The sequence below is a fragment of the Leclercia sp. M-A074-M genome (assembly GCF_965195605.1).
Lineage (GTDB): Bacteria > Pseudomonadota > Gammaproteobacteria > Enterobacterales > Enterobacteriaceae > Enterobacter.
Genome location: NZ_CBDAHM010000001.1, coordinates 693,209 through 716,273, shown reverse-complemented (window position 1 = coordinate 716,273; position 23,065 = coordinate 693,209). Strand labels below are relative to the sequence as shown.

Here is a 23,065-nt window from a genome sequence, read left to right as displayed (position 1 = left end):
TCAATGCGCCGGGTGGCTGAAGTTTTCCACTTTTTCAAATGCGGCGCGCAGCACCTCCGGCGTCAGGGCGATCGGCAGGGCGTGGATCGACTCTACCGGGCGCAGGGTATGGGCGATCACCTGGTCCAGCGCCTCGCGGTTATGGATGTCCACTTCCAGCTCACGCAAGGTGGTGGGCAGGTTAAAGCGCTGGTAGGCCGCGACCAGCTCGCGCAGCACCTCGTCCTGGCCGAGCAGGGCGCTCTGCACCAGGATCCCGTATGCCACCTTGGTGCCGTGGAGGAATGGCGCGGTCTGCGGCAGCACCGTTAAGCCGTTATGCACCGCATGCGCTGCCGCCACGCGGGTGTAGCGCTCCCCGAGCCCGCCGACCATGCCGCCACCGGCGATAATGGCATCCACCACGTCATGAAACTCACGCGTCACCTCGCGCCGCGTCTGGTCCGCTAACGCCTGCTCGCTGTGCGCCAGCAGCACGTCGCGGATCGCCAGCGCCCCGTTAATGCCGAGCCTCACCGTCAGCGGGAGGTGTTCGGGCTCTGGAGCCAGCACCACCGCTTCATACCATTTCGCCAGCGTGTCGCCGATCCCCGCCAGCAGGTACTCTGCCGGGGCGTTGAGGACGATCTCGGGCTCGACGAGCACCAGATAGTTGGCATCGTCAAAGATCTCAAAATGGAGCGCCTGCCCGGCGTCGTTGTACCACACCGACAGCGGGGTCCATGCCGCGCAGGTGGCCGCGATGGTGGGAATAGCCACCAGCGGCAGACCCAGACGGCGGGCCATTGCTTTAGCGGTATCCAGCAGCGCGCCGCCGCCGACGCCAATCACCACGCTGCGATCCGCGCCGGAGGCTTCTGCAAGCTGATTCACATCGCGCTTGCTGCAGTGGCCTTTAAAGAGCAGCCGTTTTGCTCCGGCAGCGTCAAAACTGTCCGGCAGGAACGGTCGGGCCCCGGCCAGGGCGCGTTCACCGTAGATCCATACCGCCCGGGAGAGTTGCTCCGGGGTAAAAAAATCGTCCAGGCGAGCCAGAGCGCCGCGGTGGGAGTAGTAGTTTGCCGGGCCGGGAACGACGCGGATGTCAGTGTTGCTCATGAGGGTTTCCTTTTTGCGAAGCGCTAACCTGATGTTATGTCTGGACATCCGGATGGCTAATACTATTTTGCTTTATCTTATGCTTTTTCCGTCGTTGCCAGCCAGCCAGTGCTGTGAAAAATTCTATAAATCAAAAGATTAATACAGGATTGCAGCGGATGATAACCAGTCGCCTCGAGATGCGCGGCATCAGCCTGGCTTTTTCTGGCTTTCAGGCGTTGTCGCAGGTGGATTTCACCCTGACGGGCGGATCGGTGCACGCGCTCACGGGCGCGAACGGCGCCGGGAAATCCACGCTGATGGCGGTGCTGTGCGGGACGCACGCCCACTATACGGGCGAAATCAGCATCAACAATCAGCCCGTCATCATTCGTGAGCCGGTGGAGGCCAAACAGCTGGGTATCCACCTGGTGCAGCAGGAGGTGGACGTGGCGCTGATCCCCGGCCTCAGCATCGCAGAAAACATCATGCTCGACCATCTGGCGCAGCCGGGACACCGCTTTCGCTGGGGCGCGATGCGGGAGCAGGCCCGGCAGGCGCTGGCGCAGCTCGACGTCTCCCTCGACGTGCGACGTTCCATCGACAGTTGCACCCTGGCAGAAAAGCAGCAGATCCTGCTGGCGCGGGCGCTCTCCCATCACTGCCGCTTTCTTATTCTCGACGAACCTACCGCGCCGCTGGATGCCCACGAAAGCGAGCGGCTGTTCACGGTTGTGCGCCGCCTGCAACAGCAGGGGATCGGGGTGGTCTTTATCTCCCACCGCATCCATGAGCTGAAGGCGATCTGCGACACCTTAACGGTGCTGCGCGACGGCAAGTTGATTGAGTCCGGCCCGATGGCGAATCTCAGTGGGGAGGCGATTGTCGAGAAGATGCTCGGCCATGCGCTGACCGATATCTACCCTCCTGCGCGACCAAAGCACAGCGCCGAAACGCTGCTGCGGGTGGAAGGGCTGCACGACGAAGGGCTGCTGAAGGATATCTCCCTGCATCTGCGTAAGGGGGAGATTCTCGGTATCGCCGGGCTGGCGGGGGCCGGAAAAACCGAGCTCTGCAAGGCGCTCTTTGGCGCGACCAAAAGCCAGGTGGCGAAGGGCGAGCTGAACCAGCAGCCGTGGACGCCGCGCGACCCGGCAGACTCCGTGCTGCGCGGGCTGGCGCTGGTGCCGGAGGAGCGGCGTAAAGAGGGCATTTTTATCGATGAGCCGGTGAGCATGAACCTGGCTGTGTCAGCGGATAACTCCTTTTCACGCTGGAGCCTGTTTGGTCATCGCCAGGCGTGGCGCTGGGCCGAAGAGGTGATCGCCCGGGTGGGTGTGCGCACCCGCGGGCCAGGGCAGGTACTGCGCCGTCTGTCGGGCGGCAACCAGCAAAAGGTGGCGATTGGCAAGTGGCTGCGCGGTAACGCCCAGGTGCTGATCTTCGACGAGCCCACCAAAGGGGTGGACGTGAAGGCCAAAACCGATCTGTTCCAGCTTATTGACGGCCTGGCGCGGGAAGGTAAAGGGGTGATTTACGCCTCGGGCGAGTTCGCCGAACTGGTGGGGCTGTGTGACCGCATCTGCGTGCTGTGGGACGGGCGCATTGTGGCGGAAGTGGACGGGGCAAGCGCCCGGGAAGAGACATTACTTTATTATTCAACCGGAGGAACGGCGTCGTGAGCAAGGCCCTTTCAGTCAACGAGGCGGTGTCTGGCCGTCAGCACATTTTCGATTTTCTCTATAAATGGGGCATGTTGCTGACGGTGGTCGCGCTGGTGGCCATTTTCGGCCTGGCGTCGGAGAACTTCCTCGACCCCAACAACATCATCAACATTCTGCGCTCCATTGCCATCGTGACGGTGATTGCCGTCGGGGTCTCCATCTCGCTGACCATCGGCGGGTTTGACCTCTCGGTGGGCTCGACGGCGTCACTGGCGAATGCGCTGGTGATCTCGCTCTTCGTCTGGCACGGCTTCGGCACCACCGAATCGATTCTCATCACTCTGGCGCTCTGCACCCTGGTGGGGCTGTTTAACGCCTTTTTAATCGTCATTCTGCGCATTCCCGACATGCTCGCCACCCTCGCCAGCCTGTTTGTGATCCAGGGCGTGGCGATGACCTACAGCTATGGCGGGTCGATCACCGAGAACATGGTCCTGCCGAGCGGCGACATGGCGGAGGGGACTATTCCGGCGACGTTTGGCGCGCTGGGGCAGGTGCCAACCATCGTCATTATCATGCTGGCGGTGACGCTGCTGGCGCAGCTGGGGCTGTCGCTCACCACCCACGGTCGCCGGATGTATGCCATTGGCGGTAACCCGGAGGCGGCGCGCCTGTCCGGGATCCGCACCACCCGCTACAAGGTGGCGGCCTATGTGATCGCCTCGCTGCTGGCGGGGCTGGGCGGGATTCTGCTCGCCTCGCGCATTGGCTCCTCGCAGGTGAATGCCGGCGGCGGCTATCTGATGGATGCGGTGGCGGCGGCGTGGATCGGCTTTTCGCTGGCGGGCTCCGGTAAACCGAACGCGCTGGGCACCCTGGTGGGGGCGGTGATCCTCGGGGTGCTCTCCAACGGGCTGGTGATGCTCTCGGTACCCTATTACGCCATGGACATTATAAAAGGGCTGGTGCTTGCGGTGGCACTGGCGATGACGTACGTACAAAAACGCTAACAACACAACGGGATAACAGAATGAAAAAAGTTGCACTCTCTTTGCTGACGCTGGGATTACTGAGTTCACTGCCGGGCTATGCGGCGACCCCTGCGCCGGTGCCGGCGGCGATTGCCAACCATGAGGGGCAGATCCGCATCGCGGTGATCCGCAACCTCGGCTCCGACGACAACACCACCCAGTTTGTGGCCGGGGCGATTCAGGAAGGGAAAAAGCTCGGCTTTAAGGTCAGCACCTTTTTAAGCAACGGCGACGATGCCAAATTCCAGGACTTCGTTAACCAGGCCATCAGCCAGAAGTATGACGGGATTATTCTCTCTCAGGGGCGTGACCCGTACTCCACCGCGCTGGTGAAAAAGGCGGTGGATGCCGGGATCAAGGTGGCGGTGTTTGATACTGCGGTGAACGGCGAGATCCCGGGCGTGACGGTGACCCAGCAGGATGACGCCTCCCTGACCAACCTCTCGTTCGGCCAACTGGTGAAGGATTTCAACGGCAAGGCTAACATCATCAAGCTATGGGTGGCGGGCTTCCCGCCGATGGAGCGCCGTCAGACCGCTTACCAGGCGTTGCTGAAGGCGAACCCGGGCATTAAAGAGCTGGAGTCCATCGGGGCGGTATCGTCCGATGTGCAGGGCGACACCGCCAACAAGGTGGGCGCGGTGCTGGCGAAATACCCGAAAGGCAAGATCGACGCCATCTGGGGCACCTGGGATGCCTTCAGCCAGGGCGCTTATAAAGCGCTGAAAGAGAATGGCCGCACCGAGATCAAACTCTACAGCATCGATATCTCCAACCAGGATCTGCAGCTGATGCGCGAAGCGGGCAGCCCGTGGGTGGTGAGCGTGGCGGTCGATCCGAAGCTGATTGGCGCGACGAACGTGCGTCTGATCGCCAATAAAATTGCCGGAGAAGCGACGCCTGCGACCTATGACTTTAAAGCCGCGGCTATTCCGCAGGCGCTGCTGTCGGCCCAGCCGGGTGCGGTGAACGTGGCCTCTTTAGGCAAAATCATTCCAGGCTGGGGCCAGACCGACGATTTTATCGCCCCGTGGTTCGCGACGCTGGAAGCGAAGGCTAAATAAACTTTGCCGGGTGGCGGCTGCGCCTTACCCGGCCTACGGACAGTAGGCCCGGTAAGCGCAGCGCCACCGGGCAACAGGAGGTTGTGTGACCGCATTACCCACCCCCGAATACAGCCGCAATATGCGCTTAATCGGCCACAGCGACCAGGGCGGACGCCCGGACGGCGTGCAGCTGATGGTGCATCGCGGCTTCGCCTATATTGGGCATATGGTGTCGCAGGGCTTTTCCATCGTCGACGTGCGCGATCCAAAGAACCCGAAGGCGGCGGGCTATGTGCCTGCGCCGCCGGGCACCTGGAACGTGCATCTGCAGGCCCATGACGATCTGCTGCTGGTGATCAACGCCCGGGATCTGTTTGCCGATGCCCGCTTTGCTGACGAAAAGGTCTACTACACCCGCCAGGTGGGGGAGACGGTCAGCGACGTGCAGGACAAAGGCTGGAGCGCCGGGCTGCGCATCTTTGATATCTCCACTCCGGATAAGCCGCGGGAAATCAGCTTCCTGTCGCTAAGCGGCATCGGCATTCACCGCATCTGGTACGTGGGCGGGCGCTGGGCCTACGTCTCGGCGCTGATCGACGGCTTTACCGATTACATTTTCCTGACCATCGATCTGGCGGACCCGCGCAAACCCGAAGTGGCGGGGCGCTGGTGGCTGCCGGGGATGAACCAGGCGGCAGGGGAGACCCCCAACTGGCCGGAAGGCAAACGCTACGCCCTGCATCACGCCATCATCGCCGGGGATACCGCCTACGGCAGCTGGCGCGACGGCGGCCTGACCCTGCTGGATGTAAAGGATCGCAGCCAGCCGAAATTGATCAGCCATCGCAACTGGAGCCCGCCGTTTGGTGGCGGCACCCACACCGCGCTGCCGCTGCCGGACCGGGATCTGCTGGTGGTGCTGGATGAAGCGGTGCTCGACAATCAGGAGGATGGGGAGAAGCTGATCTGGCTGTTTGATATTCGCGAGCCATCGAACCCGGTCAGCATCGCGACCTTCCCGCAGCCAAACGAGCGGGATTATGTGGCGAAAGGGGCGCATTTCGGGCCGCACAATTTACATGAGAACCGCCCCGGGAGCTTTGTCAGCTCAACGCTGATTTTTGCCACCTACCAGAACGCCGGGGTGCGCGCCTATGATATCTCCGATCCCTACCGTCCGGTGGAAACCGGCGCGCTGGTGCCTGCCGCACCGGAGAAAATGATGGATACGCGACCCAACCGCCCGCAGGTGATCCAGTCCTGCGATCTGTTTGTCGATGCACAGGGGATTATCTACAGCACCGACTACAACGGCGGGCTGTCGGTAATTGAGTATTTAGGTTGAGTTTTTGCCGGGTGGCGGCATCGCCTTACCGGGCCTACATTCGAATCGTAGGCCCGGTAAGCGTTAGCGCCACCTGGCAAACAGACCGCACCTAACTGTACTGACGCACCCGCGCCACCAGCTCATCCACGCTGTCGATACGGTCGGCAATGACGATTAACGCTTTACCGAGCGTAATGGCGTGGCGCAGGCATTCGTGGCGCATCTCGTCATCACGGATGGTGTCGATATCCGCCACGTGTGACAGGCCCACGCTGCGGCGGATCAGCTCGGTGCCGCAGAAGCCAATCGCGTCGTGCCAGACCTTTTTCAGAAACGCGCTGGCATAACCCGGCACGCTGAGCGCCGCATCGCGGGATTTCTCCGTTGCCAGCGCCTGGAAACGTTCCGCGAAGGTATTCCAGAGTTCCTGGATATCGATCAGGCGCTGTTCACGCCCGGCCGCTGCATCCCGGATGCCAAGGTGGCCCGGCAGGCCGCAGAAGTTCAGCAGCAGGTTGCCGATGGCGGTGCCGATATCAAACCCAATCGGGCCGAAATAACCGAACTCGGCGTCAATGGCCTTCAGGCTGTCCTCGGCGACAAAAATCGAGCCGCTGTGAATGTCGCCGTGCAGCAGCGCTTCGGCCTGGGAGAAGAAGCGGTGTTTCAGGGCGGCGACGGCAATTTTCAGCTGGGCGTCGTCGCGCAGGGCGGCCACGTCGCTTTCCAGCGCCGCCGGGTAGTTGTTACGCGCGTGGATCTGGTACGGATCGTTGAAGAAGAGATCTTCGGTGATCTCGCACATCGCCGGGTTGAGGAACTTCGCCACCTGCGCTTTTTTGGTATGCGGGTGCAGGTAAAAATCGCTGGTGTGGAACAGGGCGTGAGCGAGGTACTCCCCCAGCTGACGTGCTGCCTGGGGGTAAAACACATTGTTGATCAGCTCCCCGCGCCAGATCTTATGGCTGGAGAGATCTTCCATCACCATCACCGCCAGATCCGGGTCGAAGTGGTGGATTTTGACCGTATGCTGCGGGCTGTGCTGATAGTGCTCCACCAGAGTTTGCGCTTCGAGGCGGGCGCGATCCAGCGTCAGCGGCCAGGATTCCCCCACGCAGCGCACGTAGGGCAGGGCCTGCTTTACGATGATGCGGCTGACGCCCTGGTTATCGAAGATTTTAAACACCAGATTGAGGTTACCGTCGCCTACCTCCTGCGCCTCTACCAGCGAGGCGGGATCGTCGAGGCCGCCAAACTGTTGGGCATACGCTACGGCGTCCTGAGCGGTAAAGGTATGGTATTGCGACATTGCTTGTTCCTCATCTGTTCCGGTAATAAAGACATTTAGACGTCTATACATCTAAATTTTATCCTGACACAATGTGCTACAACAACGCAACAGAGAATTAACGACATGCAGAGATTACAGACGACCAGCCTGCGGGTGACGGAAAATCAGCTATTTATTCTCGACCAACAGGCGCTTCCGCAGGAGAAACGCTGGCTGGATGCGACAACGGTAGAGGCGCTGGTGGGACATATTCACGCCCTGCGCGTGCGGGGCGCGCCGCTGATTGGGCTTTCTGCCAGCCTGCTGTTGGCGCTGCTGGCGGAAAACGGCCATAGCCGGGATGAACTGGCGGTGGCGCTGGAGACGCTGCGCGCCTCGCGTCCGACCGCGGTCAACCTGATGAACAATCTCGACCGTATGAAACTGGCGCTGTGGCAGGAGGATTTTGTCCCGGCGCTGGGGGCAGAGGCGCTGCGCCTGATCGACGAAGATAAGCAGCTCTGCGACGCGATTGCCCATGCAGGCAGCGCGCTGGTGAAGCCCGGCAGCCGCCTGCTCACCCATTGCAATACCGGTGGCCTGGCGACCGCCGGTGTGGGCACCGCGCTGGGGGTGATTGCCCTTGCCCATCAGCAGGGCAAGGTCAGCAACGTCTGGGTGGATGAGACCCGTCCGCTGTTGCAGGGCGGCAGGCTGACGGCCTGGGAGCTGGGTGAGCTGGGCGTGCCGTATAGTCTGATCACCGATTCAATGGCCGCCAGCCTGATGGCCAAAGGCCAGGTGGACGCGGTGTGGGTGGGGGCGGATCGCATTGCCGCTAACGGCGATGTGGCGAATAAAATCGGCACCTACTCCCTGGCGGTACTGGCGAAATTCCACGGTATTCCCTTCTATGTGGCCGCCCCGCAAACCACGCTCGATCCGAACTGCCCGAACGGGGAGGCGATCCCTATTGAACAGCGCGATGCCCGGGAAGTGACCGGCGTGGCGGGGAGCTTCGGTGCGGTGCAGTGGGCGCCCACTGACGCACAGGTCTATAACCCGGCGTTCGACGTCACGCCAGCGTCACTGATAAGTGGGTGGGTGCTGGATACGGGCGTGGTGCGGCCGGAAGAGGTGGCGAAGGGATTTTTTGGCAAGGGTGCGGTCTGAATAATGCCGGGTGGCGCTAACGCTTACCCGGCCTACAAACCGTTTGTAGGTCCGTGCAAGCGCAGCGCCGCCGGGCAGGGCATGGTGCTACGGCAATCTCGGATAGCTATCTGCAATCGCATCCCCGGTAAACTGCGCCACCCAGCCTTCCGGGTTATCGAAAATCCGGATCGCGGTAAAGTTCGGCTCAGAGCCCATATCAAACCAGTGCGGCGTACCGGCGGGAACGGAGATCAGGTCGTTCTTCTCGCATAACACCTGACAGACCTGGTCGCCAATGTGCAGGCAGAACAGCCCGGCGCCTTCAACAAAGAAACGCACTTCATCTTCGCCGTGGGTGTGTTCATTGAGAAACTTCGCCCGCAGGGCCTCTTTTTGCGGGTTATCCGCGCGCAGGCTGATGACATCCCAGCTCTGGTAGCCCTTCTCCGCCACCAGCTTATCGATGGCGTGCTGGTAGGCATTAATCACCGTCTCCGGCGACGGATCGCGGCCCAGATCGCGGTCGGCTTCCCAGCGCTCAAAGCGGACGCCGCGGGCGTTCAGCTGCTGCTGGATCGCCTCAGCGTCGGTGCTGTGCCACTCCGGCTGGCTGGCTTCTTTATCTGAATAAATGGTCAATGCGCTCATGAAGGGATCTGCTCCGGATTGATGTCGTCAAACTGATGCACCTGATGGTGATGGCTGGCCCCGTCCTCATCGCCGCGAATCAGCTGCAGGGTGCGAAAACCGGCCTGTTCCGCGGCATCCAGCTCCTGATGAATATCCGACAGGAAGAGGATCTGCGAGGGGGCTGCGCCAATCTGGGCCGCAATATTCTGATAAGACGCTACCTCGCGCTTGGCACCTATGTGGGTATCAAAATAGCCGCTGAACAGATGAGTAATATCACCTTCGTCGCTGTAGCCAAATAACAGTTTCTGCGCCGCCACGGAGCCGGAGGAATAAACATAGAGATCAATGCCCTGCGCTTTCCATTTTTCGAGAGAGGGCAGAACGTCCGGATAGAGATGGCCGGTGAAGTCGCCGTTGACGTAACCCTCCCGCCAGATGATCCCCTGCAACGCTTTGAGCGCTGTCGATTTGCGATCGTCATCCATAAAGGCGAACAGGGTGTCAATCAGATCCCGGGTGCTGGCCTGCGGCTGGTCAATCTCTTCGCGCAGATTGTCCAGAATGGTGTTGACCGGTTCGGCATACTGCTGGGCGTTGATAAAGGCCGCCAGCCGCTCGCGCGCATAAGGGAACAGAACATTGTGGACAAAACGAATATCGCTGGTGGTGCCTTCAATATCCGTCACAATCGCGCGAATCATACTCTCTCCAGTTGTCGTAAACGCATCTCGCACTCGAACAGGAATTCGAGGCCTTCAAGGTGACGCCGGGCTTCGGCCACGTCGCGTCCCCAGCAGGTTAAGCCATGACCGCGCAGAAGAAAACCATAATTCAGCGGGCGCTCCCGACCGTAATGGGCGATTCGCGAGGCCAGGGCGTCGATATCCTGGTCGTTATCAAACACGGCGATGGGCACCGTATCGAGGTGGCTGGTCTGGCCGCGGAGTGATTTCTGCATCTCAAAGCCGCTGAGGCGTAGCTCCGGCGTTTTCACCAGTCGGGAGAGCACCGTGGCGTTGACCGTATGCACATGCAGCACCGCGTTGGCCTCCGGGAAGAGGCGATAAATCAGAGTATGCAGGCCAGTTTCTGCGGAAGGCTTACGCCCGGAGGGGGCGCGGTTGGTGGCAATCTCAACCTGCAGGAAATCCGCGGGCGTCAGGCTGCCTTTGTCTTTGCCGGACTCGCTGAGCCAGCACCAGGTCTCATCCTGCCGCACGGACATATTGCCCCCGGTGGCGGGTGCCCATCCCTTTGCGCCGATCCAGTGGCAGGCATCCACCAGTGCTGTGAGTCGCAGGTCGTCTGTCATCTTCCTTCTTACCTCTTCGGCCAGGAATATCATTATGGTTTAGACGTCTAAGCGTCTTGATTGCCAAATACTAGCATCGTGTTATAGTGGCAGCAACATATGTATTACATACAGGTCCGTCGACATGCGTAATAACCCCTTGATTCCAGACAGCAAACTTCCGGCTCTCGGCACCACGATCTTCACGCAAATGAGCGCTCTGGCGCAGCAATACAACGCCATAAATCTGTCGCAGGGTTTTCCCGATTTCGATGGCCCGGACTACCTTCAGCAACGTCTGGCCTGGCATGTGGCGAACGGTGCGAACCAGTATGCGCCGATGACGGGGGCGCAACCGCTGCGCGAAGCGATTGCCGATAAAACCGCGGAACTGTATGGCTATCAACCGGATGCTAATAGCGACATCACCGTCACCGCCGGGGCGACTGAGGCCCTCTACGCCGCAATCACCGCCCTGGTGCGTACCGGCGACGAGGTCATCTGCTTTGACCCAAGCTACGACAGCTATGCCCCGGCGATTGCGTTATCGGGTGGGGTGGTAAAGCGCGTGGCGCTCCAGCCGCCGCACTTTCGCCCGGACTGGCAGGCCTTCGCGGCACTGCTCAGTGAGAAAACCCGGCTGGTTATTTTGAACACGCCGCACAATCCCTCTGCGACGGTATGGCGGCAGGCGGATTTTGCCGTGCTCTGGCAGGCCATTGCGGAACGCGAAATCTATGTGCTGAGCGATGAAGTGTACGAGCATATCTGCTTTGCAGAGGCGGGGCATGCCAGCGTGCTTGCGCATCCGCAGCTGCGCGAGCGGGCCGTTGCCGTCTCCTCTTTTGGCAAAACGTTCCATATGACCGGCTGGAAAGTGGGGTACTGCGTGGCGCCTGCTGCGATCAGCGCCGAACTGCGTAAGGTGCATCAGTTCCTGACGTTTGCGGTCAATACCCCGGCACAGCTGGCAATTGCTGATATGCTGCGCCACCAGCCGGAACACTACCGTGAGCTGCCGGACTTTTATCGCGCCCGCCGGGATCGCTTTATCGGGGCGTTGAGTGAAAGTCGTCTGGAAATTCTGCCCTGCGAAGGGACCTATTTCCTGCTGGCGGACTACAGTGCAATCTACGATCTGGATGACGTCAGTTTTTGCCAATGGTTAACCAAAGAGGTAGGGGTGGCGGCGATCCCGCTGTCGGTATTCTGTGCTGACCCGTTCCCGCATAAACTTATTCGCCTCTGTTTTGCCAAGCAGGAGACGACATTACTGGCGGCGGCAGAACAGCTGAACAAATTATAATAAAATAAATATAAATCAGTGGGTTCTAATACGCAGAATTATAAAATAATTTCTGCGTATTTATTTTGTAATAGTATTAACAGTGTGATTCAATTCCCATCAGACCTTGTTACTCATACTGAAAACCCTCGGCACTCACTTGCTCGACAAAAGTAGAGAATACGCTGCTATTTAATGCCGTGCGGTTATACAGCATATAAACATTCAGGGTGGGTAAGGTAAAAGGGACCTCAATTTTTTTCAGATTAAATGCCTCACGATACTGTTCATATACCGCCTCAGGCATAAAGCCGAGTAAGTTTGATGAACCTACCATCATAATCAGTGAAAAAAAGGAGTCACAGCGGAAAGCGATTTTCCTGTCCGGAAACGAGTTTTCTGCCTGCATCTGAAAGACTTTAACGCCCGGTTCATCACTCATAAAGAAAGTGTATTTTTCCTTACTCAGTTCTTCCTGAGTGGCAACCGAGCCGATGCGCGGGTGATCCTGACGACACACCGTCACCACGGGTAAATCGAGGTAGCGAGTGCAGACAATCGACCGGTTGGCTATCGGGGCGAAAGAGAAGACCAGGTCAGCTTTACGGTAGGCTAACAGGTCTTCCGCCGAGTCGGCCGCCAGCAGCATGTCGTGGTATTCAATTTCATAATTATGCTCACGCATCAACAGTTTCATCGACGCGATCAATGGGCCTCTCGTCATGACCTGCGGGCAGTAGATAACAAAGTTCTTCTTCAGCGCCGAGCCATGCATGATATTGATCGTCTGCTCGATACTATTCAGATTTTGTTCGAGATGCATATGTAAATTGACCCCCACCGTCGTCGGGGAGATGCCTTTACCGGAGCGGATAAACAGCGGATCGTTCAGCTGATTACGTAATCGTTGCAGTGACTGGCTCACCGCAGAGGGGGTAATAAATAGCGTTTCTGCTGCTTTGCTGATACTGAGATGCTGGTAAATGCACTCAAAAATCACCAACAGATTAAGGTCAAATTTTTTCAAATCGTAAAGGTTAGCCATGATTCGTCCTGAGTAAGCTCTCTGAATGGCATTATCATATAAATAATAACTATAGAAGTAAGTTTGCCATTCATCATCCATTTGATCGGATAACTTAAGATAATTTAAATTTCAACTTAATATATCATGGCTGCAAATTAATTAAATAAAGGCCGAACAATTATTATAGTAATTTTCACCATAAAAAGGCGGGCAAAAGCGTTGCTATTACGCTGCCAGTCAGGTATTAAGGCTTACTCATCATCCTATTAAGCTGTTCCTTATTCGCCAGGCTGGCCACCTGCTGTAATTCATTCTGGCTATTCGTATAACAGCGCGCCAGCGTGGCCGCTGCGCCTGGCTTATCCATGATCCCCTATAAAATCACTCGCAAAGCGCGGGTTCGGTAAAACCTATCACAGCCATAGGTATTATTACCCTGTCAGCGAATTGCCCTTTCGTTGAGGGGGTGGTGTAATCCCCTTTGCTGTCACGGCCTGACTAAAGGTCATGTAGAGCGCAACACATCGCCAGCTTCGGCTGGCACTGATGTTACCCCCGGGTAGCTCAGGTATCAGGGCCGCCGTCAAGGCGGCCTTTTTACTTTTTTAGTTCACGCAGTTTCTTGTGAAAGGTTGTTAGGTATCGCTGATTGATTTGATAATGCAAACGCATTAGCCCGGATCGGCAAAGTTCGGTACCTTACACCTCAACGAAAACACGGAGGAAGTACAGATGTCTTTAATTAATACCAAAATCAAACCTTTCAAAAACCAGGCGTTCAAAAACGGTGAATTCATCGAAGTTACCGAGAAAGATACCGAAGGTCGCTGGAGCGTCTTCTTCTTCTATCCAGCTGACTTCACCTTCGTCTGCCCGACTGAACTGGGTGACGTTGCTGACCACTACAGCGAGTTCCAGAAGCTGGGCGTAGATATCTACTCTGTCTCTACTGACACCCACTTCACGCACAAAGCATGGCACAGCAGCTCTGAAACCATCGCGAAAATCAAATATGCGATGATCGGCGACCCAACTGGCGCCCTGACCCGTAACTTTGACAACATGCGTGAAGATCAGGGTCTGGCAGACCGTGGTACTTTCATCGTTGACCCGCAGGGCATCATCCAGGCGGTAGAAGTTACAGCTGAAGGCATCGGCCGTGACGCATCTGACCTGCTGCGTAAAGTGAAAGCGGCTCAGTACGTTGCTTCTCACCCAGGCGAAGTTTGCCCGGCGAAATGGAAAGAAGGCGACGCGACTCTGGCTCCGTCCCTGGACCTGGTTGGCAAAATCTAAATTTCCGTCGTATTTCGCGCCATAGCGGCGTTGGCGTCGCCTGCTCACCCCGGTCACTTACTTATGTAAGCTCCCGGGGACTCACAGGCTAGCCGCCTTGCTCTGACGCGTACCACTTTGGAGATTCGTTTGCAACGCCCGGCGGCGCTGCGCTTGCACAGGCCTACAAAACGCAGGCCGGGTAAACGAAGTGCCACCCGGCATTCAATGGGCGCATCCGCGCCCATTTCATTCCAGCACCATGATGCAAGTTGCACTCAGGCAGCCAGGATTAGGCCGCTTGCATGATGATGTTTTTTAAGCAGGAGATAAAGAATGCTCGACACAAATATGAAAACCCAGCTCAAAGCCTACCTTGAGAAGCTGACCAAACCTGTTGAGCTGATTGCCACGCTGGATGACAGCGCTAAATCGGCAGAAATCAAGGAACTGCTGGCGGAGATCGCCGACCTGTCCGAAAAGGTCACTTTTAAGGAAGATAACGCCCTTGCGGTGCGTAAACCCTCTTTCCTGATCACCAACCCAGGTTCGACCCAGGGGCCGCGCTTTGCCGGTTCTCCGCTGGGACATGAATTTACCTCACTGGTGCTGGCCCTGCTGTGGACCGGTGGTCATCCGTCGAAGGAAGCGCAGGCATTACTTGAGCAGATCCGCGACCTGGATGGTGATTTTGAATTCGAAACCTACTACTCGCTCTCCTGCCATAACTGCCCGGACGTGGTGCAGGCGCTGAACCTGATGGCGGTGCTGAACCCGCGCATCAAACACACCGCCATTGACGGCGGGGTGTTCCAGAACGAAATCACCGATCGTAACGTGATGGGTGTTCCGGCGGTGTTTGTGAACGGTAAAGAGTTCGGTCAGGGTCGTATGACGCTGGCTGAAATCGTCGCTAAAGTGGATACCGGCGCGGAAAAACGTGCAGCAGAAGAGCTGAACAAGCGTGATGCCTATGACGTGCTGATTGTCGGTTCCGGCCCGGCGGGTGCGGCGGCTGCGGTTTACTCTGCCCGTAAAGGTATTCGCACCGGTCTGATGGGCGAACGCTTTGGCGGCCAGGTACTGGATACGGTGGATATTGAAAACTATATCTCCGTGCCTAAAACCGAAGGTCAGAAACTGGCTGGCGCCCTGAAAGCGCACGTCAGCGAATATGAAGTGGATGTGATCGACAGCCAGAGCGCCAGCAAACTGGTGCCGGCAGCGCAGGAAGGCGGTTTCCACCAGATTGAAACGGCATCTGGTGCCGTGCTGAAAGCGCGCAGCGTGATCATTGCTACCGGTGCCAAATGGCGCAACATGAACGTGCCTGGCGAAGAACAGTATCGCACCAAAGGGGTAACCTACTGCCCGCACTGCGACGGCCCGCTCTTCAAAGGCAAACGCGTGGCGGTAATTGGTGGCGGTAACTCCGGTGTGGAAGCGGCCATCGACCTCGCCGGTATCGTGGAGCACGTCACGCTGCTGGAGTTTGCGCCAGAGATGAAAGCCGATCAGGTCCTGCAGGATAAAGTGCGCAGCCTGAACAACGTCGACATCATCCTGAACGCGCAGACCACCGAAGTGACAGGCGATGGCAGTAAAGTGACCGGCCTTGAGTACCGCGACCGCGTGAGCGGTGACGTACACAGCGTTCAGCTTTCGGGGATCTTTGTGCAGATTGGTCTGCTGCCGAACACCACCTGGCTGGAAGGCGCCATTGAGCGTAACCGCATGGGCGAGATCATCATCGACGCCAAGTGTGAGACCAGCGTGAAGGGCGTATTTGCGGCGGGCGACTGCACCACCGTACCGTACAAACAGATCATCATCGCCACTGGCGAAGGGGCGAAAGCGTCACTGAGCGCCTTTGATCATCTGATTCGTACCAAAACAGCATAAGAACGTAAGACAACACCTGCACTGTAAAGAGGCTACCCTGGGGTAGCCTCTTTTTTTTATCTCACGACCAGCACCGGCACAAAGGCGTGGCGGATCACGCTGGAGGCGTTCGACCCCAGCAGATGGGTGGAGATTGACGGGTTACGCGACCCGATCACCACGATATCGGCCTTCAGCTCGCTGGCCATCTCATTCACGACGTCACGCACGTGACCAAAACAGACATGGGTTCTGAGACGTGAGGAGTCGATGCTGAAGTGGCCGATCATGGTCTGCAGCCGGGCTTGTGCTTCTTTTTCGATATGCTCTTCAAAGCGGCGCATATCGGCGGCAAAGCGATGCAATCCGAAGGTGGACGAGCCCGGTAAAACATGCAGTAAGTGAATAATACCATCCTGCTGCGCCAGGAATTCAGCGTGGCGAATCGCCTTGTCGCTCAATTCCATCTCAAAAACATCCACCGGCATAATAATCGTCTGGTACATACCCGTTTCTCCCTGTTTATTTACGCTTATTCCATTCAAACACAAAATATAAGCAAATTCTGATAGCTGGCAGGCATTTTTTAATATCGTCGCGCTTGTAGGCCAGGAATAATCCCAAAGCCGTGCAATTTCCCGGTATATCCCCGCTGATGGCTACCCTTTTAAGGTAAACCCGCATTTTTTCTCTGAATCCGGAGGTCGAATGAAAGCATTGACGTATCATGGCCCACATAACGTTAAGGTTGAAACGGTACCCGATCCGGCCATCGAGCAAGCTGACGATATTATTCTGCGCATCACCGCCACCGCGATCTGCGGTTCTGATCTGCATCTCTATCATGGGAAGATCCCGAAGGTGGAACATGGCGATATCTTCGGCCATGAGTTTATGGGGGAAGTGGTAGAGACCGGCCGAGAGGTGAAAAACCTCGCTAAGGGCGATCGGGTAGTGATCCCCTTTGTGATTGCCTGCGGCGACTGCTTTTTCTGCCGCCTGCAGCATTATGCCGCCTGTGAAAATACCAACAGCGGGCGCGGCGCTTCCCTGAATAAAAAACAGATCCCACCTCCGGCTGCGCTTTTTGGCTATAGCCATCTTTACGGTGGTGTGCCCGGCGGCCAGGCGGAATATGTCCGCGTGCCAAAAGGCAACGTCGGCCCCTTTAAGGTGCCGCCGCTGCTGTCAGATGATAAGGCCCTGTTCATGTCGGACATCCTGCCCACTGCCTGGCAGGCCGCCAAAAATGCCCAGATCACTCAGGGCAGCAGCGTCGCGGTATTTGGCGCCGGGCCAGTAGGCCTCCTGACCGTTGCCTGCGCACGTTACCTCGGGGCCGAGCAGATTTTTATCGTCGATCATCACGACTACCGACTGCGCTTCGCCCAGGATCGTTACGGCGCGATCCCCATTAACTTCGATCGCGACGACGATGCCGCAGAAAAAATCATTGAGCAGACCCGGGGTCAGCGTGGGGTGGATGCTGTTATCGATGCGGTAGGTTTTGAGGCGAAAGGGAGCACCACGGAAACGGTGCTGACCAACCTCAAGCTCGAGGGCAGCAGCGGTAAAGCCCTGCGGCAGTGTATTGCTGCGGTACGGCGCGGTGGGATCGTCAGCGTGCCGGGCGTCTATGCCGGCTTTATTCATGGTTTCCTGTTTGGCGATGCCTTTGACAAAGGGCTCACCTTTAAAATGGGGCAGACTGACGTTCATGCCTGGCTGGGTGAACTGTTGCCGCTGATCGAGCAGGGGCTGCTCACGCCTGAAGAGATCGTCACCCATTATATGCCGTTTGAAGAGGCGGCTCGCGGATATGAGATCTTTGATAAGCGTCAGGAAGAGTGCCGGAAAATTATTCTGGTGCCTGGTGCACAAAGCGCGGAAGTGGCAAAAGAGCGGGTCACGGGGCTGGTCAACCCTATGCCTGGCGGCGTGATCTGATAGCGGAAGGCCGGAAAGAGGATGCCCGGGCATCCTCTGGGTTAAGCGCGTAAACGCTTATTCAGATGGGCTTAGCGCAGGTATTCGCCTGCTGCTTCAGGCTGCCAGAGCAGTTCCAGCACCTCCAGATGCGTGGCGGTACCGCCTGGCAGTTCCCAATGGATAGTGTCGCCGGTACGCAGGCCAATCAACGCGGCCCCCACCGGTGCCAGGACCGACAGTTGCGTGCTGCTGTCGGTCATCTGCGCCGGGTAGACCAGCGTGCGGGTACGCACTTCGCCAGTGGTCAGATCGCGGAATTTCACCTGGCTGTTCATGGTGACCACGTCAGACGGCATGTCCTGCGGGGCACACATCTGGGCACGATCCAGTTCAGCGTTCAGGGCATCTGCGACGGGTAGCGATGCAAAGGCCGGTTGCTCCAGCAGGCGGTCGATACGTTCAGCATCGAGTTCGTTAATGATAATGGTGGGTCTGGACATTATTTACTCCATGTCGTTAATGCTGCGACAACCGCAGAAGATGCCAAAAGAAAACCCTCGCCATCCGGTAGCGAGGGTTTAACGATAACTGATAATACTGAGTCTGCGCCCGGGTTTGAAGTGATGGCTGTCACATTCATGGTGTGGATTGAGTTCCAGGCTGTCATCTGCCTCTATAGTATGAATTTTGTACGAAAAACGTGATCGTTCGCCGATTTGGATTATCCTTTTTATGCGCCCTTACAAAGTAAGCGCCGCTGATAAGCGTCGATAAACGACACATATTCATTCTTCATTTCATACGGATTGCGTTACGCTGATCCTCTTGGGGCAGGGGGATGAGCGAAGCGTAATCCGTGCCTGCCGGTTTACATTCCAAACCTGTTCAGAGAGCGCTATGTACTTTTATCAACCTTCCCAGGGACACGGCCTGCCGCACGATCCACTTAACGCCATTGTTGGCCCACGTCCGATTGGCTGGATTGCCTCATGCGATCCTGAAGGACGCCCCAATCTGGCCCCCTACAGCTTCTTCAACTGTTTTAATTACCATCCGCCCATCATCGGTTTTGCCAGCACCGGCTGGAAGGACAGCGTGCGCAATATTGTCGAGACCGGGGAGTTTGTCTGGAATCTCACCACCCGTGAGCTGGCCAGCGCCATGAATGAGACCTCTGCCAGCCTCGCGCACGGGGAGGATGAGTTTTTACGTGCCGGGCTGACTAAAGCGGAGAGCCAGCTGGTGAAGGTGCCGCGCGTCGCCGAAAGTCCGGTCAATTTCGAGTGCCGCCTGTCCCAGTGTATCCAGCTGACCGCTGCCAGCGGCGCTCCGGTCGATACCTGGCTGGTACTGGGGGAAGTGGTGGGGATCCACATTGACGAAAACCTGCTGCAGGACGGGATCTATCAGACGGTGAAAGCCCAGCCGGTGCTGCGCGCCGGTGGCCCGACGGCGTACTTCGCCATTAGCGAGGATCAACGCTTTGACCTGGTCCGCCCGGACGCGCGAAAAGGGTAATATCTCAGTAACCGATTTTGTCGATCACAAACTGTTTGCCACAGTTGCCCGGATGCGGCTGTGGCACAAATGAGGAGGTTGCCAGCGGGGCGTTGATGCTGGCCGCGGTGAGGGAAAGCTGTATTTCCGTGAGATAGGCCGGATTACCGCTGCAGCTGAGCTTGACGGCTTTCACCGTTGTCGGCCCCCAGCTTCTGGCGACGGCGGCGTCAAAGGCGCTGCGGGTGACGGTTTTGCCGTAGTTGGCCGCGAGGAACTGCCCCAGCGGGCTGGCTTTGACTTCCTGGTTCATGCGCACCATGGTGCCGAAATAGGCGTCGGGATCGAACCCAAAGCAGACGCCGTGTTTGGCATATTCGTAACGTTCGAGGCAGGAGTTGCCGCCTGCGCCGGGCATCACCTCATTTAGCTTCGCGGCACCGGTCAGCGACAGGCCGGTCTCGGCGGCGTCGCATTTACGGCTGGCTTTTGCCTCCGGCATATTGGGAATGGGGCGGGTGGCGCAGCCATAGCGCATCCAGCGGCGATCGTCGACGCCGCGAGCGGCGATAGATTTCGGCAAGCCCGGCCACAGGCCGTGAACGGTGAGGATCGTCGTTTTGTCGTTACGCTCTTTTTGCAGGCGGCACTCATCTGGCGCTGCGCGGTTGCGGTCATGCAGGCTCTGGCAAAAACCAGATTGCCATGAGAGCGCCAGCACGTAGCGATCGAAATCCGCATATTGCGTCGCCTGAAGCGGGGCGGCCTGCGCCGGGAAAGCGCACAGCGCAACTGCGGTTACGCTGACAGGCAAAACGAAATCCTTTCTGAACATGTCAATTCCTGATGGTTGAATGCAAAATATTGCTGGTGCTTATTAAAGCACAAAAAGCGCCCGCAGGCGCTTTATGCTGTGGCGTGGCTTAGCCCACGGCGGTGCCAGGCACCAGTACTTCTGTGGCAATAATCACGATAATCAGCCCCACCAGCACCGGAACAGAGGTGCGTTTTACCACTTCGAACGGCGAAATCTTCGCCATCCCGGCAACGGCGACCACCACACCGGAAACCGGGGAGATGGTGCGGCCCAGGTTGGAGGCCTGCAGCATCGGGATGGTGAGATAGGCCGGGTTAATACCGGACGAGTGCGCCAGTTTCGGGATCATCTCCACGAAGGCGTAGAACGGCGCATTACCGGAGCCGGTGGTCATCGCCGCCAGCATGGTCAGGACAACCAGCACCATCATCAGGATGATACTCGCCGAACCAAACGAGGTGGCGATGGAGATCAGGCTCTGGATAAAGCCGATAGTGCTCAGCCCCTGGGCAAAGACCCCGGCCGCCACCAGCAGCATCACCACCCCGGCGAAAGCATCCGCCATGCCGCGATAGGCCACTTCCAGGCCGCTAAAGACCTTCTGAGTATTGAAGCCGCGAACAAATTCCAGCAGTGCGGCAATCAGCATGCAGAGCACCAGAATGGTGATGATATGCAGTTCCGGACCCCATTTGCCGTCGAAAATCAGCACGCCGACGATGGGCGTAAACGGCAGAATTGCATAGAAGGAGGGGGCGGTGGTGGTGATTTCGCTGACGTCGAGGCGTTCGTGCGAGATGTTCTCTTTATTATCGAGGTAGCGCTGCCAGAAGAAGTGCGCAATTGCCATGCCGATAATGGCGGCAATAGAGATCGGCAGGGTGGTTTTAAAGGCGAAATCGATCAGCGGCATCTCCGCGGCTTTAGCGGCCAGCACCACGTCACCGGAGGTGGGGGAGAGAATAATCGCTGCCGGGGAGGCACAGATGGCTGCCGCCGCACCGCGACTGATCCCCACGTTGACCATTACCGGAAACAGGGTCGCCATCAACAGTACCCCGAGGCCCGTCGCTGACGACACGGCCAGTGACATCAGGCAGGCGACAAAATAGGCGGCAATCATCAGCAGGTAAGGGGAGTTGATATAGCTCAGCGGCTTTGAGGCCAGCTTAACGACCATATCATTGGCGCCGATGTGGGTCATATAGGCGGCAAAGCCGCAGAGCATCATGATCATCATCCCCAGATCGCCACCGCGGCTCATCAGCAGGATTTTGATATATTCAATGATGTCGGTTGCGGTGTAACCGGTGCTGGTGGCACTGGACGGCAGCACCTGGTGACCCATCAGGGCACTGACAATCAACAGAGTCAGACCGCCGACAAAGAGCACCCCGGTAGCGGAGTAACCTTTAATGATGTAGCGTGCGACGCCGACAATAACAACCACCCCGATCAGGAGCTCGATAAACGTTAGCATGGTTTCCTCTGTTTCCCGACGCCCCCAGAGCGAAGGATAAAGTAGCAATGAAAATAAGGTGACAAAATGTGCCGAAATAATGGCCCGGTCTCGCTGACTAAAATCAATAAATCGGCGACTAAAGCGTCGTTGTTGCCGATTTTCTGCTGCAGCGCTATGTATCTTCGCTGGTTGGTCCTGGTTCGCGTGTCGACGCGCGATCACCACACTCCTTAAACCAGCCTCTGGCGTCTCTCTGCTGCAGAAAGAAACCGATACATTCAGATAATCAAATTTCAATACGCTTTAACCGTCACTTCGCGGATAATATTTTACCGCTCGGATCGCTCTTAAAATATATTTAAGATGGGCTTATGCGGATAAAAATATTACCTTTTTAGTCGTTATTTCAATGCGGATAAATATCCGGCAAAGGCGTCCTGGCGCGATGCGTGTTGCCAGCCTGAGGAGTGGGGGGTTGGCGGGTTTCTCGACGGTATAGGAGCCCCGCAACACCGCTGCGATAGGGGGTAAGCTATTCGTGTGCTATATAAGCTATTGCATCATCATTAATTTTTCTTAAAAGCATCTTAATATTTTGCGGTAAGCCATTTTTTATCAGGACAATTCTTATCTGCTGCGCTGAATAATTAAGATAAACGCCAATGTCGTCATGTTTCCATTCCGCTATTCTGTGCGAGAAGACGCGGTGAATATGAAAATGGTAATTTGATTGTGACGTTTTTTAATAAATCTTTCCTTATTTTTTCTTTTATTTTTGCTCAGTTACCTTTTTCAACTGCGGCAATGGCTAAAGATGTGCCTACTCTCAGGGACTGGGTCAAAACGATCCACAACGATATGGTTGAAACCTGGGAGGCGCCCCAGCATTACGATCTCTATGTCCCCGCCATCACCTGGCATGCCCGCTTTGCCTACGATAAAGAGAAGACCGATCGCTATAACGAACGTCCGTGGGGCGCGGGAGCGGGCCAGTCGCGCTGGGATGAAAAAGGTAACTGGCATGGACTTTATGCCATGGCGTTTAAAGACTCTTACAATAAATGGGAGCCGATTGCGGGCTACGGCTGGGAGAAAACCTGGCGGCCGCTGGCCGATGACAACCTCCACCTGGGGCTCGGGTTTACTGCTGCAGTGACGGCGCGCGATAACTGGAATTACATCCCCGTTCCGGTGCTCTTACCGCTGGCTTCTGTGGGATATGGTCCGGCAACCTTCCAGATGACCTACATCCCCGGTACCTATAACAACGGCAACGTTTACTTCGCCTGGATGCGGTTTCAGTTTTAACTGAAAAAACTTTACACGCTGGTGATTTAATAGCCAGTTATTGAATAGTAAAGGATAAAAATTGGGCAGGAAAAATTAACGCGACTTTTG

At 57.1% G+C, this 23,065-nt stretch carries 21 protein-coding genes; 11 read left to right on the top strand and 10 right to left on the bottom strand.

Going from position 1 to position 23,065, the window contains the following annotated elements; all coding sequences use genetic code 11:
- A complete protein-coding gene (locus ACOKCT_RS03545; protein ID WP_159339304.1) occupies positions 1-1,098 on the bottom strand; it encodes an oxidoreductase in 1,098 nt (365 codons plus the stop codon).
- A 158-nt stretch (positions 1,099-1,256) separates the two neighbouring features.
- On the opposite strand from ACOKCT_RS03545, the gene ACOKCT_RS03540 reads away from it, so the two are divergent.
- The 4 genes from ACOKCT_RS03540 (at position 1,257) to ACOKCT_RS03525 (ending at position 6,163) form a co-directional block, all read left to right on the top strand.
- Positions 1,257-2,759 carry a sugar ABC transporter ATP-binding protein gene (locus ACOKCT_RS03540; protein ID WP_103178638.1) on the top strand — a complete coding sequence of 501 codons (1,503 nt, stop codon included), beginning with the start codon at positions 1,257-1,259 and terminating at the stop codon, positions 2,757-2,759.
- Entirely contained in the window at positions 2,756-3,751 is a 996-nt protein-coding gene (locus tag ACOKCT_RS03535) for an ABC transporter permease (protein WP_156654079.1), read from the top strand. The genes ACOKCT_RS03540 and ACOKCT_RS03535 overlap by 4 nt, the downstream gene beginning before the upstream one ends.
- 20 nt (positions 3,752-3,771) lie before the next feature.
- Positions 3,772-4,836: a sugar ABC transporter substrate-binding protein gene (locus ACOKCT_RS03530; RefSeq protein ID WP_156238044.1), complete on the top strand. Its 1,065-nt coding sequence runs from the start codon at positions 3,772-3,774 to the stop codon at positions 4,834-4,836.
- 85 nt (positions 4,837-4,921) lie between these two features.
- Positions 4,922-6,163, top strand: a complete 1,242-nt coding sequence (locus ACOKCT_RS03525) for an LVIVD repeat-containing protein (RefSeq protein WP_103178641.1) — start codon at positions 4,922-4,924, stop codon at positions 6,161-6,163.
- A 91-nt stretch (positions 6,164-6,254) separates the two neighbouring features.
- Here the strand turns inward: ACOKCT_RS03525 and mtnK are convergent, their stop codons facing one another.
- Positions 6,255-7,454 carry an S-methyl-5-thioribose kinase gene (gene mtnK, locus ACOKCT_RS03520; RefSeq protein ID WP_420193159.1) on the bottom strand — a complete coding sequence of 400 codons (1,200 nt, stop codon included), beginning with the start codon at positions 7,452-7,454 and terminating at the stop codon, positions 6,255-6,257.
- 105 nt (positions 7,455-7,559) lie between these two features.
- Between mtnK and mtnA the strand changes: the two genes are divergently transcribed.
- Entirely contained in the window at positions 7,560-8,588 is a 1,029-nt protein-coding gene (mtnA, locus tag ACOKCT_RS03515) for an S-methyl-5-thioribose-1-phosphate isomerase (protein ID WP_159339301.1), read from the top strand.
- 87 nt (positions 8,589-8,675) lie between these two features.
- Here mtnA and ACOKCT_RS03510 read toward each other — a convergent pair whose 3' ends face one another.
- Genes ACOKCT_RS03510 through ACOKCT_RS03500 form a run of 3 tightly spaced genes read right to left on the bottom strand, consistent with a single transcriptional unit; the run spans position 8,676 to position 10,515 of the window.
- Positions 8,676-9,218 (bottom strand): 1,2-dihydroxy-3-keto-5-methylthiopentene dioxygenase, encoded by a 543-nt coding sequence (locus ACOKCT_RS03510; protein WP_156654082.1) that lies wholly within the window; start codon positions 9,216-9,218, stop codon positions 8,676-8,678.
- Positions 9,215-9,904, bottom strand: a complete 690-nt coding sequence (gene mtnC, locus ACOKCT_RS03505; RefSeq protein WP_103178645.1) for an acireductone synthase — start codon at positions 9,902-9,904, stop codon at positions 9,215-9,217. The genes ACOKCT_RS03510 and mtnC overlap by 4 nt, the downstream gene beginning before the upstream one ends.
- Positions 9,901-10,515 (bottom strand): methylthioribulose 1-phosphate dehydratase, encoded by a 615-nt coding sequence (locus ACOKCT_RS03500; RefSeq protein ID WP_159339300.1) that lies wholly within the window; start codon positions 10,513-10,515, stop codon positions 9,901-9,903. The genes mtnC and ACOKCT_RS03500 overlap by 4 nt, the downstream gene beginning before the upstream one ends.
- A 124-nt stretch (positions 10,516-10,639) precedes the next feature.
- Here ACOKCT_RS03500 and ACOKCT_RS03495 point away from each other — a divergent pair, with 124 nt between their 5' ends.
- Positions 10,640-11,800 carry a pyridoxal phosphate-dependent aminotransferase gene (locus ACOKCT_RS03495; RefSeq protein ID WP_159339299.1) on the top strand — a complete coding sequence of 387 codons (1,161 nt, stop codon included), beginning with the start codon at positions 10,640-10,642 and terminating at the stop codon, positions 11,798-11,800.
- 109 nt (positions 11,801-11,909) lie between these two features.
- Here the strand turns inward: ACOKCT_RS03495 and citR are convergent, their stop codons facing one another.
- Positions 11,910-12,824, bottom strand: a complete 915-nt coding sequence (citR, locus tag ACOKCT_RS03490) for a DNA-binding transcriptional repressor CitR (protein ID WP_103178648.1) — start codon at positions 12,822-12,824, stop codon at positions 11,910-11,912.
- A gap of 714 nt (positions 12,825-13,538) precedes the next feature.
- Here citR and ahpC point away from each other — a divergent pair.
- Both ahpC and ahpF read left to right on the top strand, forming a co-directional pair.
- Complete coding sequence (ahpC, locus tag ACOKCT_RS03485; protein WP_103178649.1) at positions 13,539-14,102, top strand: alkyl hydroperoxide reductase subunit C; 564 nt, start codon at positions 13,539-13,541, stop codon at positions 14,100-14,102.
- A 315-nt stretch (positions 14,103-14,417) separates the two neighbouring features.
- Positions 14,418-15,983 carry an alkyl hydroperoxide reductase subunit F gene (gene ahpF, locus ACOKCT_RS03480; protein WP_180209094.1) on the top strand — a complete coding sequence of 522 codons (1,566 nt, stop codon included), beginning with the start codon at positions 14,418-14,420 and terminating at the stop codon, positions 15,981-15,983.
- Between the two features lie 56 nt (positions 15,984-16,039).
- Here ahpF and uspG read toward each other — a convergent pair whose 3' ends face one another.
- Positions 16,040-16,468: a universal stress protein UspG gene (uspG, locus tag ACOKCT_RS03475; RefSeq protein ID WP_103178651.1), complete on the bottom strand. Its 429-nt coding sequence runs from the start codon at positions 16,466-16,468 to the stop codon at positions 16,040-16,042.
- A 202-nt stretch (positions 16,469-16,670) separates the two neighbouring features.
- Between uspG and ACOKCT_RS03470 the strand changes: the two genes are divergently transcribed.
- Complete coding sequence (locus ACOKCT_RS03470; RefSeq protein WP_159339297.1) at positions 16,671-17,909, top strand: zinc-dependent alcohol dehydrogenase; 1,239 nt, start codon at positions 16,671-16,673, stop codon at positions 17,907-17,909.
- 71 nt (positions 17,910-17,980) lie between these two features.
- Here the strand turns inward: ACOKCT_RS03470 and rnk are convergent, their stop codons facing one another.
- Complete coding sequence (rnk, locus tag ACOKCT_RS03465) at positions 17,981-18,391, bottom strand: nucleoside diphosphate kinase regulator (protein WP_103178653.1); 411 nt, start codon at positions 18,389-18,391, stop codon at positions 17,981-17,983.
- A gap of 397 nt (positions 18,392-18,788) precedes the next feature.
- Between rnk and ACOKCT_RS03460 the strand changes: the two genes are divergently transcribed.
- A complete protein-coding gene (locus tag ACOKCT_RS03460) occupies positions 18,789-19,409 on the top strand; it encodes a flavin reductase family protein (RefSeq protein WP_420193158.1) in 621 nt (206 codons plus the stop codon).
- A gap of 4 nt (positions 19,410-19,413) precedes the next feature.
- On the opposite strand, the gene rna is transcribed toward ACOKCT_RS03460, so the two are convergent.
- A complete protein-coding gene (gene rna, locus ACOKCT_RS03455) occupies positions 19,414-20,223 on the bottom strand; it encodes a ribonuclease I (RefSeq protein ID WP_420193157.1) in 810 nt (269 codons plus the stop codon).
- An 88-nt stretch (positions 20,224-20,311) separates the two neighbouring features.
- On the bottom strand, positions 20,312-21,685 hold the full coding sequence (dcuC, locus tag ACOKCT_RS03450) for an anaerobic C4-dicarboxylate transporter DcuC (RefSeq protein WP_114387673.1): 1,374 nt from the start codon (positions 21,683-21,685) through the stop codon (positions 20,312-20,314).
- Between the two features lie 714 nt (positions 21,686-22,399).
- Here dcuC and pagP point away from each other — a divergent pair.
- Positions 22,400-22,975 (top strand): lipid IV(A) palmitoyltransferase PagP, encoded by a 576-nt coding sequence (pagP, locus tag ACOKCT_RS03445; RefSeq protein WP_255410820.1) that lies wholly within the window; start codon positions 22,400-22,402, stop codon positions 22,973-22,975.
- Positions 22,976-23,065: the final 90 nt, after the last annotated feature.

Excerpts from the sequence above, each read along its gene's own strand:
- mtnK (WP_420193159.1), bottom strand. The coding sequence starts at position 7,454 with ATGTCGCAATACCATACCTTTACCGCTCAGGACGCCGTAGCGTATGCC.
- ahpC (WP_103178649.1), top strand. The coding sequence starts at position 13,539 with ATGTCTTTAATTAATACCAAAATCAAACCTTTCAAAAACCAGGCGTTC.
- ACOKCT_RS03545 (WP_159339304.1), bottom strand. The coding sequence starts at position 1,098 with ATGAGCAACACTGACATCCGCGTCGTTCCCGGCCCGGCAAACTACTAC.
- rnk (WP_103178653.1), bottom strand. The coding sequence starts at position 18,391 with ATGTCCAGACCCACCATTATCATTAACGAACTCGATGCTGAACGTATC.
- mtnC (WP_103178645.1), bottom strand. The coding sequence starts at position 9,904 with ATGATTCGCGCGATTGTGACGGATATTGAAGGCACCACCAGCGATATT.
- uspG (WP_103178651.1), bottom strand. The coding sequence starts at position 16,468 with ATGTACCAGACGATTATTATGCCGGTGGATGTTTTTGAGATGGAATTG.
- ahpF (WP_180209094.1), top strand. The coding sequence starts at position 14,418 with ATGCTCGACACAAATATGAAAACCCAGCTCAAAGCCTACCTTGAGAAG.
- rna (WP_420193157.1), bottom strand. The coding sequence starts at position 20,223 with ATGTTCAGAAAGGATTTCGTTTTGCCTGTCAGCGTAACCGCAGTTGCG.
- dcuC (WP_114387673.1), bottom strand. The coding sequence starts at position 21,685 with ATGCTAACGTTTATCGAGCTCCTGATCGGGGTGGTTGTTATTGTCGGC.
- ACOKCT_RS03510 (WP_156654082.1), bottom strand. The coding sequence starts at position 9,218 with ATGAGCGCATTGACCATTTATTCAGATAAAGAAGCCAGCCAGCCGGAG.
- ACOKCT_RS03500 (WP_159339300.1), bottom strand. The coding sequence starts at position 10,515 with ATGACAGACGACCTGCGACTCACAGCACTGGTGGATGCCTGCCACTGG.
- ACOKCT_RS03460 (WP_420193158.1), top strand. The coding sequence starts at position 18,789 with ATGTACTTTTATCAACCTTCCCAGGGACACGGCCTGCCGCACGATCCA.
- ACOKCT_RS03495 (WP_159339299.1), top strand. The coding sequence starts at position 10,640 with ATGCGTAATAACCCCTTGATTCCAGACAGCAAACTTCCGGCTCTCGGC.
- citR (WP_103178648.1), bottom strand. The coding sequence starts at position 12,824 with ATGGCTAACCTTTACGATTTGAAAAAATTTGACCTTAATCTGTTGGTG.
- mtnA (WP_159339301.1), top strand. The coding sequence starts at position 7,560 with ATGCAGAGATTACAGACGACCAGCCTGCGGGTGACGGAAAATCAGCTA.
- ACOKCT_RS03540 (WP_103178638.1), top strand. The coding sequence starts at position 1,257 with ATGATAACCAGTCGCCTCGAGATGCGCGGCATCAGCCTGGCTTTTTCT.
- ACOKCT_RS03470 (WP_159339297.1), top strand. The coding sequence starts at position 16,671 with ATGAAAGCATTGACGTATCATGGCCCACATAACGTTAAGGTTGAAACG.
- ACOKCT_RS03530 (WP_156238044.1), top strand. The coding sequence starts at position 3,772 with ATGAAAAAAGTTGCACTCTCTTTGCTGACGCTGGGATTACTGAGTTCA.